13 protein-coding genes are annotated in these 17,566 nt (G+C 67.5%); 3 read left to right on the top strand and 10 right to left on the bottom strand.

Annotated features, from left to right (window positions below; translation table 11 throughout):
• Nucleotides 1–153 precede the first annotated feature (153 nt).
• The 7 genes from LC490_RS12765 to LC490_RS12735 all read right to left on the bottom strand — a co-directional run bounded on the left by LC490_RS12765 (nucleotide 154) and on the right by LC490_RS12735 (nucleotide 9,692).
• The gene (locus tag LC490_RS12765; protein WP_223620374.1) at nucleotides 154–2,625 is read right to left on the bottom strand and encodes a DPP IV N-terminal domain-containing protein; all 2,472 of its coding nucleotides are present in this window, start codon (nucleotides 2,623–2,625) and stop codon (nucleotides 154–156) included.
• A 249-nt stretch (nucleotides 2,626–2,874) separates the two neighbouring features.
• Nucleotides 2,875–3,681, bottom strand: coding sequence for a ferritin-like domain-containing protein (locus LC490_RS12760; RefSeq protein WP_223620373.1), 807 nt, complete (start codon nucleotides 3,679–3,681; stop codon nucleotides 2,875–2,877).
• A 16-nt stretch (nucleotides 3,682–3,697) separates the two neighbouring features.
• Nucleotides 3,698–5,167, bottom strand: a complete 1,470-nt coding sequence (purF, locus tag LC490_RS12755) for an amidophosphoribosyltransferase (RefSeq protein WP_031372999.1) — start codon at nucleotides 5,165–5,167, stop codon at nucleotides 3,698–3,700.
• 33 nt (nucleotides 5,168–5,200) lie between these two features.
• Nucleotides 5,201–6,040, bottom strand: a complete 840-nt coding sequence (locus LC490_RS12750; RefSeq protein WP_223620372.1) for a CvpA family protein — start codon at nucleotides 6,038–6,040, stop codon at nucleotides 5,201–5,203.
• A gap of 102 nt (nucleotides 6,041–6,142) precedes the next feature.
• Entirely contained in the window at nucleotides 6,143–7,237 is a 1,095-nt protein-coding gene (locus LC490_RS12745) for an SPOR domain-containing protein (protein ID WP_223620371.1), read from the bottom strand.
• A 174-nt stretch (nucleotides 7,238–7,411) separates the two neighbouring features.
• Nucleotides 7,412–8,701, bottom strand: a complete 1,290-nt coding sequence (folC, locus tag LC490_RS12740; protein ID WP_031372996.1) for a bifunctional tetrahydrofolate synthase/dihydrofolate synthase — start codon at nucleotides 8,699–8,701, stop codon at nucleotides 7,412–7,414.
• 61 nt (nucleotides 8,702–8,762) lie between these two features.
• Entirely contained in the window at nucleotides 8,763–9,692 is a 930-nt protein-coding gene (locus LC490_RS12735; protein WP_223620370.1) for an energy transducer TonB, read from the bottom strand.
• A 151-nt stretch (nucleotides 9,693–9,843) separates the two neighbouring features.
• Between LC490_RS12735 and LC490_RS12730 the strand changes: the two genes are divergently transcribed.
• Entirely contained in the window at nucleotides 9,844–10,200 is a 357-nt protein-coding gene (locus LC490_RS12730; RefSeq protein WP_223620369.1) for a hypothetical protein, read from the top strand.
• Nucleotides 10,201–10,746: 546 nt separating this feature from the next.
• Here LC490_RS12730 and LC490_RS12725 read toward each other — a convergent pair.
• Nucleotides 10,747–11,391 (bottom strand): histidine phosphatase family protein, encoded by a 645-nt coding sequence (locus LC490_RS12725; RefSeq protein WP_031374242.1) that lies wholly within the window; start codon nucleotides 11,389–11,391, stop codon nucleotides 10,747–10,749.
• A gap of 2 nt (nucleotides 11,392–11,393) precedes the next feature.
• Nucleotides 11,394–12,956: a phosphoglycerate dehydrogenase gene (serA, locus tag LC490_RS12720; RefSeq protein ID WP_223620368.1), complete on the bottom strand. Its 1,563-nt coding sequence runs from the start codon at nucleotides 12,954–12,956 to the stop codon at nucleotides 11,394–11,396.
• A 415-nt stretch (nucleotides 12,957–13,371) separates the two neighbouring features.
• On the opposite strand from serA, the gene LC490_RS12715 reads away from it, so the two are divergent.
• Both LC490_RS12715 and LC490_RS12710 read left to right on the top strand, forming a co-directional pair.
• Nucleotides 13,372–13,599, top strand: a complete 228-nt coding sequence (locus tag LC490_RS12715; protein WP_031374244.1) for a DUF6289 family protein — start codon at nucleotides 13,372–13,374, stop codon at nucleotides 13,597–13,599.
• 249 nt (nucleotides 13,600–13,848) lie between these two features.
• A complete protein-coding gene (locus LC490_RS12710) occupies nucleotides 13,849–14,076 on the top strand; it encodes a DUF6289 family protein (RefSeq protein WP_223620367.1) in 228 nt (75 codons plus the stop codon).
• Nucleotides 14,077–15,146: 1,070 nt separating this feature from the next.
• Here LC490_RS12710 and LC490_RS12705 read toward each other — a convergent pair.
• On the bottom strand, nucleotides 15,147–17,324 hold the full coding sequence (locus LC490_RS12705) for a S46 family peptidase (RefSeq protein WP_223620366.1): 2,178 nt from the start codon (nucleotides 17,322–17,324) through the stop codon (nucleotides 15,147–15,149).
• Nucleotides 17,325–17,566 lie beyond the last annotated feature (242 nt).

Genomic DNA, 17,566 nt, shown 5'->3' with positions numbered 1-17,566 from the left:
AGTTGATGGATTCGGCGCTCATGCTGTGCGCCGATTGCTCTCGAAGAGGTGCCGGCAACCAAGCTTTCTTCGCAGCGGAACCGTCATCGTGCCGACACGGCTATGACGCAAAGGCGCGGCGACTCGGTAACGAATCGCCGCATCCCCGCCGCCTTAGAACCCGGACTCGCCCGGCTTGGCCGGCGCTTGCAGCCTGTAATCTTTCGGCGGCTTCGCGCCCATCAAGTGTTCGACGAAGTAGTCCCACATGCGCCGGGTGTAATACGCATCGTTGCGGAACAGTTCGTGGTTCTGGTTGGGCAGGTACAGCAGGTCGAAGTCCTTGTTGGCCTTGATCAGGGCCGAGGTCAGTTGGATGGTCACCGCAGGCAAGGCGTTCTCGTCGAGGTCGCCGTAGACCAGCATCAGCTTACCCCGCAGGTTCGCCGCCAGTACGGCGTTGTCGTTGGCGAGGTAATTGGCCGGCACCGCATCGGGCGACGGCCGCAGCACGCCGCTGGCGCCGTAGTTCGGCGCGCCGGCGAGTATCCGTTCCAGGCCGTTGATGCCGCCGCCGTACATGCCCTGTTGGTTGTGGTTGCCGGCCGAGGACACCGCCACTTTGTAGAAGTCCGGGCGCCGCAGGATCGCGCGCGCCGAGGCGTGCCCGCCGGCGGAGTGACCGTAGACGCCGACCCGGTCGAGGTTGAGGCCGGGGTAGCGTGCCGCGAGTTCGCGGATGGCGGCGACGTGGTCGTCGACCTGGACGTCGGCGAAGCCGCCGTGATAGCTGGCATCGTGAAAGGCCTGCGAACGCCCGGGCGTGCCGCGCGCGTCGATGGTGATCACCACGAATCCCAACGCGGCCAGACTCGATCGCGAGATCGGGTTGATCGCCGCGGCCGCTTCGACGAAACCGACCGAGGCATTGGTGACCTGCGGGCCGCCGTAGAAGGCATCGACGATCGGGTACTGCCCAGGCTTCGCGCGCTCTTTCGAATACCCCGGCGGCAAGAACACCGTCGCGTACAGATCGGTGCGGCCGTCGGCCGCCTTCAGCCTGATCCGCTGTGGCGCCTGCCAGCCGGCTTCGAGCACGGCCGAGGCGTCGGCACGTTCGAGTTCCAGCAGTACTTCGCCATCTCGCGTCGAGCGCAGCAGCGTGCGCGGCGGCGCGTCTAGGGTGGAGTAATTGTCGATCACCGCCTCGCCGGTCGGCGACAGCAAGTCGAGCGCCTTACCGCCGAGGATCACGCTGACGCCGCTGTCGAGGTCGTGGTCGGCAGCTTCCGGGGTCAGCAAGCGCGGCTCGCCGCCGTCCAGTCCTACGCGGTACAAACGGCGTTGGTAGGGGTCGCCCGGTTCGCGGCCGCCGGCGGTGAAATACAACTGCCGCTTGCCTTCGTCGACGCCGATGATGTCGCGCACCAGCCAATCGCCCGCGGTCAGGCGCCGGATCATGCGGCCGTCGCGCAGGTCGTACAGGTACAAATGGCCCCAACCGTCGCGCTCGGAAAACCACACGACTTCGTTGCTCGCGGCGAGCACGCGCACCGCCGGGCGGCTGTAGATGAAATCGTTGAGCTGCACGCGCGTGTCCGAGCGTTCCTCGATCACATCGCGCAAGCTGCCGTCGTCCAGATCGATCTCGACCAGGCGCATCCGCGCGGGATGGTCGTAGCGCGCGATCACCGCGTAGGCGCGGCGATTGTCCGGCGACCAACCCAATACGTCGGCCTCGATCGCGCCGTTCCAGCCCTGCGGCAAACGAATGCTGCGCGTCGCTCCGCTCTCCACGTCGACGCTGTACCACTCGTCGCGCGCCGCCTCGCGGTCGCCGAGCAGGCCGAGGCGAATGTAGTGGACCTGCGGCCGGAAACCGCGCTCCGGCGCCATCGCCACCATCGGATAGGGTTCGACCTTGCGCTCGTCGTAACGCGTGCCGAGCAGACGCTTGCCGTCCGGCGACCAGGTCACCGCGAACGGCGGCACCTTCCACAGTCCCAGTTGGGTCGGCACCGCATGCAGCGCGAAGTCGGGCAATTCGCCGTAGCCGAAGTGGGCCTCGCCGTCGCGGGTCAGGGCGCGCTCGGCGCCACTGTGCAGATCGCGCAGCCACAGATTGTGCTCGCGCACGAACACGGCGCTGCGACCGTCGGGCGATGCCAGCCAGTAATGGTCCGGCGTCGTCGCCGGCACGCTGTCGCAGCGATACGCGGCCAGATCGCAGGACAGTTCGTGCTTCCGGTCACCGGCCAGACGCGCATGCAGGGCGCCGTTTTCGAGGCGCACCGAGATCGGCGTCGGCACCGCCTCGATTTTCGCCGCCGGCAAGGCCGCGCTCATCGCCGCATGCAGACGCGCCGCATCGAACAAGGCGCCGCGGCTGCGTGCGGCCGGATCCACCAGCAGGAACTCCGCACCATGCTCGCCATCGCGGCGGTACCAAAAGCGACCGTCGGGCAACCAATGCGGTTCGACCTGGGCGTTCTTGATCCGGCCCCTCAGGTTGTAGTCGAGAACTTTCTCGGCGCGCGCGTAATCGGCGGCGCTGAGCTTCGCCGGCTGCGCGCCGGCCGTTGCCATCGCCGCGAGGCCGAACACCAACGCCATGGCCATCGCCACGCCTATCCCTTGCTTGCTCATGCCATCCCTCCCATGGATCGGAAGGCCGACGATGGCACGGCGCCCCGGCCGCGACTTTACGCGGCGTGGCGTCACGGACGAACGGTAGGCGCGCCCGTGGCGTAGCGCGAACGCGGTCTCATTCGGGAAGACCCGGCCTGTGCGGCGACGGAGCGATGCCTTGGCGCCTGCGGCGCTGCCCTCGCCCTAGCCTTCCCGTCAGTGCCAAGCGGAGATGGGTTCCTGCAGAGTTCGACGGCCGACGGCGGCTCAGCGCGCGGCGAAGGCTTCCAGCATGCGCAGTTCTTCGTCGTCGAAGCCGGCGGCGCTGCGCGCATCGAAATTGAACGGCCCGTACAGCACGGCGCGCGCGTATTCGGCCAGCAATTCGCGGAAACGCGGCAGCGGGTCGATGCCGGCGCGTTCGCAGTACCAACGGTACCAATGCGAGCCGGCGGCGACATGGGCGACCTCTTCGCGCAGGATGGTTTCGAGGATCGCCACCGTGGCCTCGTCGCCGAGCGAGCGCAGCTTGACGATCATGCCAGGGGTCACGTCGAGCCCTCGCGCTTCCAGCACGCGCGGCACCAGGGCCATGCGCGCCAGGCCGTCGTGGGCGGTCTTCTCGGCCATTTCCCACAGGCCGTTATGGGCATCGAAATCGCCGTAGTCGTAGCCGAGTTCGCGCAGGCGCTCGCGCAGCAGGCTGAAATGCCGCGCCTCGTCGTTGGCCACGCCGACCCAGTCGGCATAGAACTGCGCGGGCAGGCCGCGGAAGCGATAGACCGCGTCCCAGCCCAGGTCGATGGCGTTGAATTCGATGTGGGCGATGGCGTGCACGAACGCGGCGCGGCCGTCGGCCGTGCCGAAGCCGCGCTTGGGCAACTCGCGCGGATGCACCAGCGCCGGCTTGGCCGGCCGGCCCGGCATGCGGATCGGCTCGGGCGGCGGCGCATCGCCGGGCACGGCGAGTTCGCCGCGGGCGAAAGCCTGCGCGGCAGCGAAGGTCATCTCGACCTTCGCCTCGGGGGTGGCGGCATCCAGGCAGGCGCGCGCGGCGTCGAACAGCGAAGTCACCGCGCGCACCCCGGGCTCAGGACGCTCGACGCGTCTTCTTGGCCTCGTCCGAACGCAATTGCTGGATGCGCTCGAAATATCCGGGCTCCACGCCGGTGACGTATTCACCGTTGAAGCAGGACGAGTCGAAGTGGTCGATGCGATGCTTCGGCCCGGACACCGCCTGCTCCAGGGCGTCGAGGTCCTGGTAGATCAGCCAGTCGCAACCGAGCAGGGTCTGCACTTCCTCGTCGGTGCGGCCGTGCGCGACCAGCTCGTCGGTCGAGGGCATGTCGATGCCGTAGATGTTCGGGAACCGCACCGGCGGCGCGGCCGAGGCCAGGTAGACCTTGCGCGCTCCGGCGTCGCGCGCCATCTGCACGATCTGCCGCGAGGTGGTGCCGCGCACGATCGAATCGTCGACCAGCAGCACGACCCGGTTGCGGAACTCCAGCGGAATCGGGTTGAGCTTGCGCCGCACCGACTTCGCCCGCTCGCCCTGGCCCGGCATGATGAAGGTGCGGCCGACATAGCGGTTCTTGATGAAGCCTTCGCGGTACTTCACCCCGAGCGTGTTGGCGATTTCCAGCGCCGAGTCGCGCGAGGTGTCGGGAATCGGGATGACCACGTCGATGTCGTGGTCCGGACGCAGGCGCTGGATCTTCTCGCCGAGGGTCTGGCCCATGCGCATGCGCGCCTTGTGCACCGAGACGTCGTCCATCATCGAGTCGGGACGGGCGAAATAGACGTACTCGAAGATGCACGGCGCGTGCTGGCGCGGTTCGGCGCAGATGCGGCTGAACAATTCGCCGCGCGGCGTGATCACGATGCCTTCGCCCGGGCGCACGTCGCGCATGCGCTCGAAGCCGAGCAGGTCGAGGGCGACCGATTCCGACGCCACCGCGTATTCGTCCTGGCCGCCGGTGTTGCGCTTGCCGAGCACCAGCGGGCGGATGCCGTGCGGGTCGCGGAACGCGACCAGGCCCAGGCCGAGCACGGTGGCGACCACCGCGTAGCCGCCGACGCAACGGCGGTGCACGCCTTCGATCGCGGCGAACGCGGACTCGGCGGTCAGCGCGCGGTGACGGTCGAGCTCGTGGGCGAAGACGTTGAGCAACACTTCCGAGTCGGACTCGGTGTTGACGTTGCGGCGGTCCTGCTCGAACACCTCGCGCCGCAGCATGTCGGTGTTGATCAGGTTGCCGTTGTGGGCCAGCGCGATGCCGAACGGCGAGTTGACGTAGAACGGCTGGGCCTCGTCGGAGCCTTCGCTGCCGGCGGTGGGGTAACGGCAATGGCCGATGCCGACGCGGCCTTCGAGCAGGCGCATCGCCGTCTCGTTGAAGACGTCGCTGACCAGGCCGTTGCCCTTGTGCACGCGCAGGCGCGCGCCGTCGGCGGTGGCGATGCCGGCCGCATCCTGGCCGCGGTGCTGCAGCACCGTAAGTCCGTCGTAAAGCTGAGCGGCGACATCCGTGTTGCCGACGATACCGAGAATGCCGCACATAGCGCTTGATCCTGCTGAGAGTCGTTGTTGTTGCTAATGAACGCGTTTTTCGTCTTTGCTGCGGTCGGCGCCGACCTTGGCCGGGTCGCCCTTGATCTGCGTCGCCGTGGCGCCTTGCTGGCCCTTCTGCGGCAGCATGTCGCGCACCGCCTCGGGCAGCGCGTCGGGCAAACCGTTGACCAGGCCATCGGGCAAGGCCCCGGCTATACCGCCGGACGAGCCCTCAGGCACGGCCTGCGGCAGCGAATCCAGGCCGCCGCCGCTCGGCATCATGTCCGACAGTCCACCCGGCAACCCGCCCGGCAATCCACCGGACAATTTCGGCAGCTTGTCCTCCAGATTCTTGGCCTGGGCCTGGACCGTCGCTTGCAACGAAGTGCCGCGCCCTTCCAGGTCGACCTTGCGCGCCATGCCGTCCGGCAATGCGGCGCGCATCAGTTCCGCGCCCGGCATCAGCATCGCGGCGACGATCGAACCGCGCCATGCGGGTTCGCGCGGCAAGGTCGTCATGCCCAGCACCACCAGCAAGGCGCAGGCGAAGAACACGCCGCGCACCGCGCCCAGGCCCAGGCCCATCAAACGATCCATCTCCGACAAGCCGGCCGAGTGCGCGATCCGCCGCACCACCATGCCGAACAGGCCGACGCCGATCCACACCGCCACGAAAATCAGCGCATAGCCGCCGAGGTACGACAGCCAGCCCATCTCGCCGTCGCCGAGGCTGCGCCCGACGTCGCCGCCGAACACGTAGGCGGCGATGCCGGCCAGCAGCCACGCCGCCAGCGACACCGCCACGCCGATCAGACCACGCAGCATGCCGAGCAGCGCCGACAAGCCGACGATCAACAACAAACCCCAATCCAGTGCTGTCATAGCGTGACGCTCCCTCTCGTCGCTGGCGCACGCTCGAGCGGCGCGCCCTGCATCGGCGCGCCTTGCACCGATGTATTCAACTGCAGGTCACGCCGCGAACCGTCACGGGTGCGGCTTGACCAGTGCGTCGCCGACGCCGAGCTTGCCGGCGACCTGCGCCTTCAACTTGTCAGCGTCGGCACGATTGACCACCGGGCCCAGGCGCACGCGGTTGAGCGTGCCCTTGTCGGTCCGGACTTGTTCGACGAAGGCGCTGAAGCCGGCGGCCCGGGCGCGATCGCGCAGCTTGTTGGCTTCGTCGACGTTGCCGAACGCGCCCAACTGGACCGCGAAACCGGTGCCGGCGGCGGCCGGCTTCGGTGCCGGCTTGGCCGGTTCGGCAGGCTTCGCCGCGACCGGCTTGGTTTCGGCCGGCTTGGTCGTCGCCACCGGCTTGGTTTCGACAGGCTTGGTCGCGACGGGTTTGGTTTCGGCAGGCTTGGTCGCGGCCGGCTTGAGTGGTTCCGGCTTCGACGGCGGTAGCGCCGCCGGCTTGACCGGTGCGCTTTCGGCCAGCGGCTTCGGCGCGCTCACCGACGGCGCCGATGCGGCCGGCGCGGTGGTGGCGACGGCCGGGTCGGCGGCCTCGGCCGCGTCGGCGTTGAGCAACACGACCTTGGCGTTGACGTCCTTGCGGACCTTGGTCGAACCCAGGCGCGCCGCCTCGGCGTCGGCCTGGGTCGCGAACGGCCCGATCCGGACCCGATACAAGGTGCGGCCGCCGGCGCCGGCGGCGGTTTCCTGATAACCCGGCAGGCGTGCGGCGTGCAGCGCCGCGATCACCCGGTCGGCGTCGCTGGCGCTGGCATAGCTGCCGAAGCTGACCGCGTAGTCGCCACCGGCGGTGGACGCCGGCTGCATGGTCTTGGCGCCGGCCGCGGTGTCCACGGTCGGCAAGGTGTCGCTGCCGGTCGAAGCCGGCTGGCTGATGTCGGCCGGCTCCATGCCCACCACGCCGCCTTGCGGCGCATCGCCCGGCGTCACCAGCGGCAGTTCGCGGGTCTCGGTTTCGCCCGCAGGCGCGTCCGGCAAGGTCAAGGGAACATCGGAGGCGCCGCTTTCGGGCGCGGGCCCTTTGATCAGCATGGGCAGGAAAATCACCGCCAGTGCGACCAGGACCATCGCACCGATCAATCGCTGTTTCAGGGCAGGTTCCATCGCTACTCGATCACTCGCAGGGCCGGTTACCGGCGCGAATTATACCCCCGCGGCGGCCATGGACCGGTGTGCATGCCTGGCCCGGAGCGTTGTATTCAGAATCGCCGACGGTGAAAGGCCGGTACCGCAAGGCCTCCGGTGCCGTCACGAAAGCACGGCGCGTAACGGCCCGGCTCAATTCGCCGCCAGCCAGGCCAGTGCCGCCGCCGCAGTGTGGAAGGAACCGAACACCAGGATGCGATCGCCGGCGCTGGCCTGTGCCCGCACCGCGGCCAGCGCGGCGGCGACGTCGGCATGGCGGCTGCCCTCGCCGGCCGCGGTGTCGCGCAGCCGTTCGGCGAAAGCCTCCACCGCGATCCCGCGCGGACCGCTGTCGGCCAGCCCGGCCAAATGCCAGGCGTCGACGCCTGCGTGCAAGGCCGCGACCACGCCGGCCACATCCTTGTCGCCGAGCGCGGCGAACACGGCGTGGGTCCGGCCCGGGGCCGGCGCGGCCGCCAGCCAGGCCGCCAGTTCGCGCGCCGCCTGCGGGTTATGGCCGACATCGACCACGATCTCGACGCCATCGCGCACGAAACGCTGCAGGCGCCCGGGCACGTGCGCGGCCGCCACGCCCTCGGCGAACTGCTGGCGCGTGGGCGACTTGCCCAAGGCCCGCAACGCCGCCACCGCGACCGCGGCATTGCGCATCTGCGCCGGCGCGGCCAGCGCCGGCATCGGCAGCTCGACGCGGTAGCCGACCTCGCGCCAACGCCAGCGCGGCCCCTCGTCGGGCTTGTCGGCGTCCGGCGGCAGGGCCTCGAAGAAGAAATCGCAGCCCGCGCGCACCGCCGAGGCGCCGATCGCGTAGGCATGGCGCAGCACGCTCGACGGCGGGTCGTCGTCGCCGAGGATCAACGGCTTCCAGCCGCGGGCGATGCCGGCCTTCTCGAAACCGATGCTCTCGCGGTCCGGGCCCAGGTAATCCTGGTGATCGATGTCGACGGTGGTGATCACCGCCACGTCCGGGTCGACCAGGTTGGTCGCGTCCAGGCGCCCGCCGAGCCCGACCTCGAGGATCGCCAGATCGAGCTTGGCGCGCTCGAACAGCCACAGCGCCGCCAGGGTGCCGTACTCGAAATAGGTCAGCACCACCTCGCCGCGTGCGGCTTCGATGGCCTCGAAGGCCTCGACCAGGGCGGCGTCCCCGGCATCGGCGCCGCCGATGCGGATGCGTTCGTTATAGGCCAGCAGGTGCGGCGAGGTGTAGGCGCCGACGCACCAGCCCGCGGCGCGCGCGATCGCCTCGATGAAGGCGACCGTCGAGCCCTTGCCGTTGGTGCCGCCGACGGTGATCACCTTCCGCGCCGGGCGCTTCAGGCCCAGGCGCTGGGAGACGATGCGGATGCGCTCCAGCCCCATGTCGATGGACTTGGGGTGGATGCGTTCGATGTGGGAGAGCCAGTCGGCGAGCGAGCGTTGCATGGCGCGAATTCTCGCAGATACGCCGGCCGGGTTGATCGGCCGGCGCTGGCGGTTCGACGCCTCAGCCGCGCTGCCACGCCGGCCGCGCCGCCGGGTCGGTGGGGGCTTTCGGATCCTCCGGGGCCAGTCGCGAAGGCCCTAACGGACGTTGCGTCGGGGTCTGCTTCGGCGGCAACGGCGGCTCGGCCGACAATTGCTGCGGCAAGGGCAGGCCCGGACGCTGTCGCGGCCAGGCGCGCACGCTACGCTCCAGCTTCGCGCAGGCCGAAGCCTTGGGCGCGCCGCACAGCACGCGGCTGACATAGAAAGATTTCTTGCCGTCGCTGACCAGGCGCTGGCGGACCAGCGATGGCGCCGCCGGATGGCTGTCTTCGATCAACAGCCACTGAAACGCGCCGCGGTCGTCGGCGATGCGCAGCGCCGGCCAGCCCAGCTTGCCGCCCGGCACCTCGCCGCCGAACACCTCGCGGCCTTCGCGTCGCGCCGTGGCGATCAGCTCAAGCACATTGCCCTCCTCCATCGGCAAGGCATCGGGAAGGAAACCATCGAGGCTGCCGTCGCGCGCGGCGGCGACTTCGGGCACCTGGGCCAGGGGCCAGACCTGGTCCCACTTGGCCTGGGCGCGGGCCACATGCACGGCGATCTGCTCGGGCGTCGGCGCCTGGAAGTCGACCGGCACCCGCACCCGCGACGCCACCGCGACACCGTCGCGATACTCGGGACTCAAGCGCCATTTCTTCGCCGTCTCCACCGCGGCGCGGTCCAGCGCTTCATAACCCGAATCGGTCTCGATCCAGACCTGATCGACCTGACCGCAGCGGTCGAGGTCCAACACCAGCGTCACCGTGCCGGCGGCACCGAAGATCTCGGTCGGATACTTCGGCGGCGGCAACGACTGCCCGCCGCTGGGGCAGCCGGCCGGCATCGACGCCCCCGCGCCCGCATCGATCGATTGCGCCGCGGCCGGCGCGGCGAACAATACGGCCAACATGGCCGCGGTCCTGCATGCGAATTTCGACACCGCTCTTCCTTGTTTTCGCGCCGCGTCCTGCGGCGGGGTGTATTGCAACACAGGCGTCGGGGTGATGGGTCGATGCGGACATGGACGGTACCGGCGTGGTCGAAGTCGCCCATGGCGCTGTTTGCAACAGACCGGCGGCGCTTTTGCCGTCGCTTTTGCTTTTGCCGTCGCCGTCGCCGTCGCGGTTGCTATTGCTATTGCTATTGCTATTGCTATTGCTATTGCTATTGCTATTGACGTGATTTTGATTGGCTTTGACGCTGTGCCGGTCAACAGTAGACCCGGAGGGCGGCGCACAGGACGTGCGCCGTTTTCCGATAAGACAAGGATGTCTTATCGGAAAATCCCGGCGCGAGCATCGAACTCGTGGCCTGTGCCCTTGCAAGGAAAGCCCTTTTCTTTGGTTACCTTTCTTTTGGGCTTAGCAAAAGAAAGTAACCCGGCCGCGTCAGCGGACGGAAGCTTTGCTCTTGCTTGACGAAGGGAAAGTCGCGAATCCTTCCCCTGTAGGAGCGGCGTGAGCCGCGACCACGTCGTTTCGGTCTCGCGGCGAATGAACCAAGCAAGATCAGGATCAAACGCTAAGAGCTTCCGCCACTAAAGCGGCGGGTTACTTTCTTTTGTCATAAGCAACAAAAGAAAGGTAACCAAAGAAAAGTGCTTTTCTTTGAATCAAGGGCCCGCACGATCGATGCATTCGCAGGGATTTTTCATACGGGACATCCCTGTCCCGATGAAAAACGGCCTGCATCCATGCAGGCCGCCCTCCGGGTCTTCAATTGCCTTCGCAAGACTTAGACGACGCACAGCAACAGCAAAGGCCAAGCCGAGACCAAATGCCTAAATGCAGAGACAAAGGCAGAGGCAGAGGCCAGGCAGGTGCAACTTCAGGCTTCGATCCGATGCAACCGCAACTTCAAGATGGATCACGGCTTCTGTGAAGGTCGCATCGCGAACACTCGCACAACCCCAAATAAAAACGGGCGCCTCCAAAGAAGCGCCCGCTTCGGTCAACCCGAATCGATCACAAGGCCCGATGCACCGCCTCGCCGAACAAGGCGGTGTGGTGGCTGCAGTCGTTCAAGCGCACCACGTCCAACGTGTCCACGCTGTCGCCTTCGAGCAGGTTCAGCGTGGTCGGCGCCTGGCGGAAGGTCCACAGCTTCGACAAGGGGATGCCGAGCACCTTGCACAACAGCACGCGGTTGACGGCGTCGTGGGCGACCACCAGCAAGGTGTCGTCGGCACGCAGGCCTTCGCAGGCGCGCGCGAACGCGGGCCAGGCGCGGTCGAGTACGTGCACGATCGATTCGCCGCCGGGCATCAACACTTCATGCGGGGTGTCGCGCCAAGCGCGCAGGCGGTCGCCGTCGCGTTCGCGGATTTCGCTGGCGAGCAGGCCTTCCCAGGTGCCGTGGGCGATTTCCATCAAGCCAGGGTCGAACTGCAACAGGCTCGCGCGTTCGCTGCCGAGGGCGAGCTCGGCGGTACGGCGCGCGCGCGACAGCGGCGAGGCGACGGCGCGAGTGATCGAGACGTCGCGAAGGCGTGCGCCCAGCGCGTTGGCCTGGGCTTCGCCGACCGGCGACAGGGCAATGTCCTCCTGGCCCTGATAGCGGCCTTCGGCATTCCACGGGGTTTCTCCATGACGGGCAAGCAAGATCCGCATGATCAGACCTGCGCCAGCGAGAGGATGCCGGGGGTCGCGCGCAGCAGCGCGAGCTGCTGTTCGTTGACCGGGCGGTCGACGGTGATCGCCGCGCGCGCCTGGCCGTCGCCGGCCGCGCCCAGGGCGAAGTTGACGATGTTGACGCCGGCTGCGCCGAGCTGCGAGCCGACCGCGCCGATCATGCCGGGACGGTCTTCGTTGCGCAGCAACAGCACGTGCGCCTGCGGATCGAATTCGATCTCGACGCCATCCAGACGCACCACGCGCGGGCCGCGGTGCAGGGTCGCCTCGATCTCGCGGGTGCGCTTCTCGCCGACCACGCGCAGCTTCAGCAAACGGTCGAAACCGTCGCCGTCGCCGCCGAGGGTCTCGGCCACGGTCAGGCCGCGCGCGGCCGCTTCCTGCAAGGCGTTGACCGGGGTCACGCGGCCCGAAGCGGTGCCGAGCAAGGCCGCCACCAGCAGGCGCGTCAGCGGACGCGTGTCGAGCGCATCGGTGCGGCCGGCATAGGTGATTTCCAGACGCGTCGGCGCCGGCACCAGGCGCGCGGCGAGGCGGCCCAGCGAGGACATCAGCGGCATCCACGGGCCGGATTCGCGCGCGGCTTCGGCGGTCAGCGGCGGCAGGTTGACGCAGCCGGCGACCGCGCCGGTGGCGACGAAATCGATGATCTGGCGGGCCAGGATCGTGCTCACCGCCTGCTGCGCTTCGCTGGTCGAGGCGCCCAGGTGCGGGGTCAGGATCAGCTTCTGATTCGCGCGCAGCGCCGAGTCGGCCGGCAGCGGTTCGGTGACGAAGGTGTCGAGCGCGGCGCCGGCGATGTGGCCTTCTTCGATCAGCTGCAGCAAGGCGGACTCATCGACCAGCCCGCCGCGCGCGGCGTTGATCAGGTAGGCGCCCTTCTTCATCCCGCGCATGCTCGTTTCCGAGAGCAGGTTGGTGGTTTCCTTGGTGCGCGGGATGTGCAGGGTGACGACGTCGGCCCAGGCCAGCAATTCTTCCAGCGACTTCAGCGGCACGCTGCCCTTGCCGGCGGCGGACGCGGGCAGGAAGGGGTCGTGCGCGGCGACTTCCATGCCGATGCCCTGCGCCTTGCGTGCGACGGTGCCGCCGATGCGGCCCAGGCCGATCACGCCGAGCTTCTTGCCTTCGAGTTCGAAGCCGGTCAGGCCCGCCTTCGGCCACTCGCCGGCCTTCATGCCGGCGTCGGCGCGCGGGATGTGCCGGGCCAACGCGAACAACAGCGAGATCGCGTGCTCGGCCGCAGCCAGGGTGTTGCCGTCGGGCGCGTTCATGACTGCGATGCCGCGCTGGGTGGCGGCATCGACGTCGATGGTATCGACGCCGGCGCCGGCGCGGCCGATCACGCGCAACTGGCTGGCGTCGGCGATCGCCTCGGCCGGCACCTTGGTCGCCGAACGCACCAGCACGGCGTCGACGCCGACCAGGGCCTGAGCCAGGGCAGCGGTGTCTTTGATCGGATCGGATACGACGACTTCCCAGCCCGCATCGCGGAACAGGGCCAGACCGTCTTCGTGAATGCCATCGCAGGCCAGTACTTTCATCGCAAGCTCCAGGTCGTAGGGGACAGACCACGGAGCACGAGCGAGCCGGCACTACGGTTGGATCTCGCGCCCTCAGGCTGAAGCTGGGGCCACGATGCCGCTGGGTAGCGGCGCCGCATGAGGCGGCATCTGACACGGGTCGGGAGACGGGGCCGGCTGGCATGGGAATCCGCGACTGCCCGCGCAGCCTAAGGCAGCGGACCGCCGCTTGGCAAGCGCGACCACGTTCATGAGTTCGACCGCCGCCCTCGCCCGGGCGCAACGCGTTTTGTGCAGGAATTAGCAATTTACGATTGCGCTTCGGAACCGCGTCACAAAGATACGAATCGAGTCGCGATGGCACATTGAGAAATCGCGACCCGGGTCCTAGCGTCGTGGCGCCGGCGTCCTGCCGGCATCCGAAGAGAGAACACCAATGCGCAAGAAACTCGCTCTGACGCTCGGCTTCGCGGCGCTCGCCGCGGTCGGCGCCGCAGTCGCTGCAATCGGCCCCACCGGTCCCGGCCAGTTCTACACCTACTACGACGACAACGGCACCGTGGTCGGCTACTCGGCCATTCGCTGCGACAACACCCGCGAATCCTGGGGCAAGTTCACCAAGAACTACAGCGACGGTTATTTCATCTGCGACCCTGAAATCTGATCGATCCGGCGATCGCCGCCTTCGGTTTCGCCGCGGCACGATCCATGTCGCGCATCCGCACGGTAACGACCGCCTCGTTCGTCCCGCACCACCGATCTGAGCGATCGGCGCACCGGCACGACACCGTCGAGCGTGAGCGACGCTTGGCGCACAGCGCGCCCGCACCATCGAAGATCACGCCACTGTCCGGCCCCGTGTCCGTCACCGCGCCGGGTATCCAATCTGCCTTTGCAAAGATGGGAGTTCGTCATGCGTAAATCTTTCGCCCTCGGTCTCGGCCTCGTCGCCGCCCTCGTCGCCACCGTCGCCCTCGCCCGCCCGCCGGGTCCGGACGAAATCGGCGAGTTCTATGTGTATTTCGACGCCGCCGGCAAGGTCGTCGGCCAGGCGCAGCTCAGCTGCGAGGGCGTCTACAGCGAGTCGGGCGTACGCACCGCCAGCTACAGCGTCGGCCACCTGGTCTGCAATCCGCGCTGATCGTCGTTTCGCATTGGGGAGAGAGGAGGCCGGCGTATGCCGGCCTCTTTTTTGGGCGCATCGGTGTGGTCGCGGGCGCGTGAGTTGCGATTCGCGCCGGGCAGCCACTTTGTTGCTCTTGCTCTTGCTCTTGCTCTTGCTCTTGCCGTTGCCGTTGCCGTTGCCGTTGCCGCGATGAGCTTGGCGCAGTATCAAACTCGCGAGAACGCCTGGAGACCCGGAGGGCGCCGCACAGGACGTGCGGCGTTTTTCGATAGGACAAGGATGTCCTATCGAAAAATCCCGGCGCGAGCATCGCACTCGTCGCCTGTGCCCTTGCAAGGAGAGCCCTTTTCTTTGGTTACCTTTGACCGAAGGGAATCCAGACGGACTTTTGGGCTTAGCAAAAGAAAGTAACCCGGCCGCGTAGCGGGCGGAAGCTCTGCTCTTGCTTGAATGGGTTCGCCAGAGGCCGCCTGACGTGGTCGCGACTCACGTCGCTCCTACAGTGGAGGGATCCCCGCCCGTGCCTAGGCAACGTAGTACAGCGATTCCACCCCTGTAGGAGCGACGTAAGTCGCGACCGCAACGCCTCAATCTCGCGCCGCTGCCGGCTAGAGCCCCGGGTAGGAGCGGCGCGAGCCGCGACCGCGCTGTCGCGGGTTTGCGGCGTATCGCTCAGGCAAGATCTAGATCAAACGCCTAAAGCTTCCGCCACTAAAGCGGCGGGTTACTTTCTTTTGTCATAAGCAACAAAAGAAAGGTAACCAAAGAAAAATGCTTTTCTTTGAATCAAGGGCCCGCACGAGCGATGCACACGCGGAGATTTTTCATACGGGACATCCCTGTCCCGATGAAAAACGGCCCGCATCCCTGCGGGCCGCCCTTCGGGTCTTCTATGGCCTTCGCAAGGCTTAGGCGGCGCACAGCAACAGCAACAGCAACCGCAACCGCAACCGCAACGGCAACGGCAACGGCAACGGCAAAAGCAACGGCAAAAGCAACGGCAAAAGCAACGGCTAGTTCAACCGAAACTGCAGCGGCGACAAAATTTGCGTCAACAACAACCACTCCAGCGACAGCGGGCCAACCTACTTCCCAGTCGCCGGAACCCCCATCTCCGCCAACAACCTTGGCGCCGGGAACACGTCCTGCAGCACCCAGCGCAAATAGCGCTGGTCGACCGAGATGGTCCGCGTCAACGCCGGGTCGAACAGCCAGCTCGCGCTCACCGATTCCCAGTTGCTGTCGAAGGCGATGCCCGCCAGCTTGCCCTGCCCGTCCAGCACCGGCGAGCCGGAGTTGCCGCCGCTGATGTCGAGGTCGGCGAGGAAATTCACCGGCACTGAACCCAAACGCTTGTCGACGAGGTTGGCGCTGAACCGCTTCGCCGCGATCGCATCGAGCAAGGCCGGCGGGGCGTCGAACGGCGGCTTGCCGCTGTTGCGCGCGGCGATTTCCTCGAGCCGGGTGAACGGCAGTTGCTTGGCGCCGTTGTCCTTCGTGTAGGGCGACACCGTGCCGTAGCTGATACGCAGGGAGCCATTGGCGTCGGGATAGGCCGGCTGGCCGAGGCCCTTGCGGTAGTCGGCCAGCGCTTTCAGGTACACCGGCCGCACGCTCAAGGTCTCGCCCGCGCGGCTGCGGATTTCCCGCTCCATTTCCAGCATCGTCGGCATCACCGCGACCGCGAACTGGATCGCGCCGTCCTTGCCGGCATCCTTGCTCTTCTCGAAGGTGGCGCGGTCGGCCTTGAGCCAGCTCGCACGTTGTTCGGGGTTGGCCAGGCGCGATTTTCCGATGCGATCGAGGGCGCGCTTGATCGCTTTTTCGTCGTCGCCTTCCAGCCATTGGTCGAGCGCCGCGACGCGCTGTTCTTTCGGCAGCTTGACGTACTCGTGCAGCCAGTAGTTCTGCAACTGCCGGTCCATGCGCACATCAAAGCGGCGGTCGGCCTGCTTGAGCCGGTTCTCGAACGCGCCCAGGTCGCGTTGGCGGTAGCCGTTCTCGCGTTGCGCATCGGGTTTGTCGCGCTCGATCGCCAGCCGGTACAGCTGGGTCGCGGCACTGAGGGTGCCGGTCGCGTACAACTGGCCGAGCACCAGGTCGCGGTCGCGTTCGGCGCGCGCCTGCTGGCCGAGTTCGACCAGACGTGCGTGCGCGGCCAAGGCCGCCTCGCCTCCCGCGCCCTGCTTACGCAGCCACTCCAGCAAACCGGTTTCTTCGCTGCGCTTGGCCTGGGCCGCGTTGGTGCGGCGGAAGCTTTCGATCTGGCTTTCGTAACTCTTGGCCGCGCCCAGCCAACCGCGCAGGGTCCCGACATACTTGCTCGCGACCTCGGGGCTCTTGCGGCCTTCGGCTTCGATCAAGGCGGCGAGACGGCGGTAATGCGCGGCGACGGTCGGATAGGTCCAGTCGGCGTTGGCCTCGAAATCGTCGGCCATGGCGTAGCGGTTGGTCATGCCCGGAAAGCCGGCGAGCATGACGAAATCGCCCGCGCCCAGCGGCTTGTCGGCGATCTTGAGCCAACGCTTGGGTTGGTAGGGCACGTTGTCGATCGCGAACGGCGCCGGCTTGCCGTCCTTGCCGACGTAGGCGCGGTAGAAGGCGAAATCGCCGGTGTGGCGCGGCCACGACCAGTTGTCGGTCTCGCCGCCGAAGTTGCCGATGCTTTCCGGCGGCGCATAGACCAGGCGCAGGTCGCGGATCTCGATGCTGCGCTGCAGTTGATAGCGGTTGCCGCCGGAGAAACTGTAGAGACGGCAACCGTAATCGGCCTGGGTCTCGCACTCGGCGACCAGTTGCTTCTCCAGCGCGTCGAGCGCGGCGATGCGCGCGAGCGGGTCGGCCGCCGCGGTCAGCGCCGCCTGCACCCGCGCGGTGACGTCCTGGACCGAATCGAGCACGAAGATGCGCGCGTTGGCACCGGCCGAAACTTCCTCGTTGTTGGTGCCGGTCTTGAACCCGTCGCGCAGCCGGCTTTTCTGCGGCGTCGAATTGAGCTGCAGCGCGGCGAGCGCGCAATGGTGGTTGGTCAGCAGCAGGCCCTTGGGCGAGACGAAGCTCGCGGTGCAGCCGCCGAACGGCACCACCGCGCCGAGCGGGTCGCCTTTCGGGTCGCTCAGTTGCGCGAGCTGCTTGGGCGTGGCCCGCAGCCCGGCCTGTTTGAGCTTGCTCGCGAGTTCGGGGAATTGCTGCGGCGTCCATACGCCCTCGACCGCCCGGGCGGCCCCATGCCAGGCCAGCGTGCACGACAACGTCCCTGCCATGGCCAGTGATCGGGCCAGCACCGTGTATTGCATCAAAGCGTCCCTTGGAAGGCGGGAGGTCGAGTCTAGCCCGGCTGTTTCTGCGAAGGCCATTCCGGATCCGTCGAAGCGCGGCTCGGCGGCGCTACGGTTCGTCGCGCTTCAGCGTGTTTGTGGCTGCTGCCCGTGCCCGGCCCTCGGCAATCTAAAAATTTCGTTAGTTCAAGCAAGTCGCGCCGCATGGCTTCACGCTGTCGGGGTAG

Source organism: Lysobacter sp. ESA13C (assembly GCF_019970005.1).
In the GTDB taxonomy this organism is placed as follows: domain Bacteria; phylum Pseudomonadota; class Gammaproteobacteria; order Xanthomonadales; family Xanthomonadaceae; genus Lysobacter; species Lysobacter antibioticus_B.
This window is presented reverse-complemented; position numbering and strand designations above follow the sequence as displayed.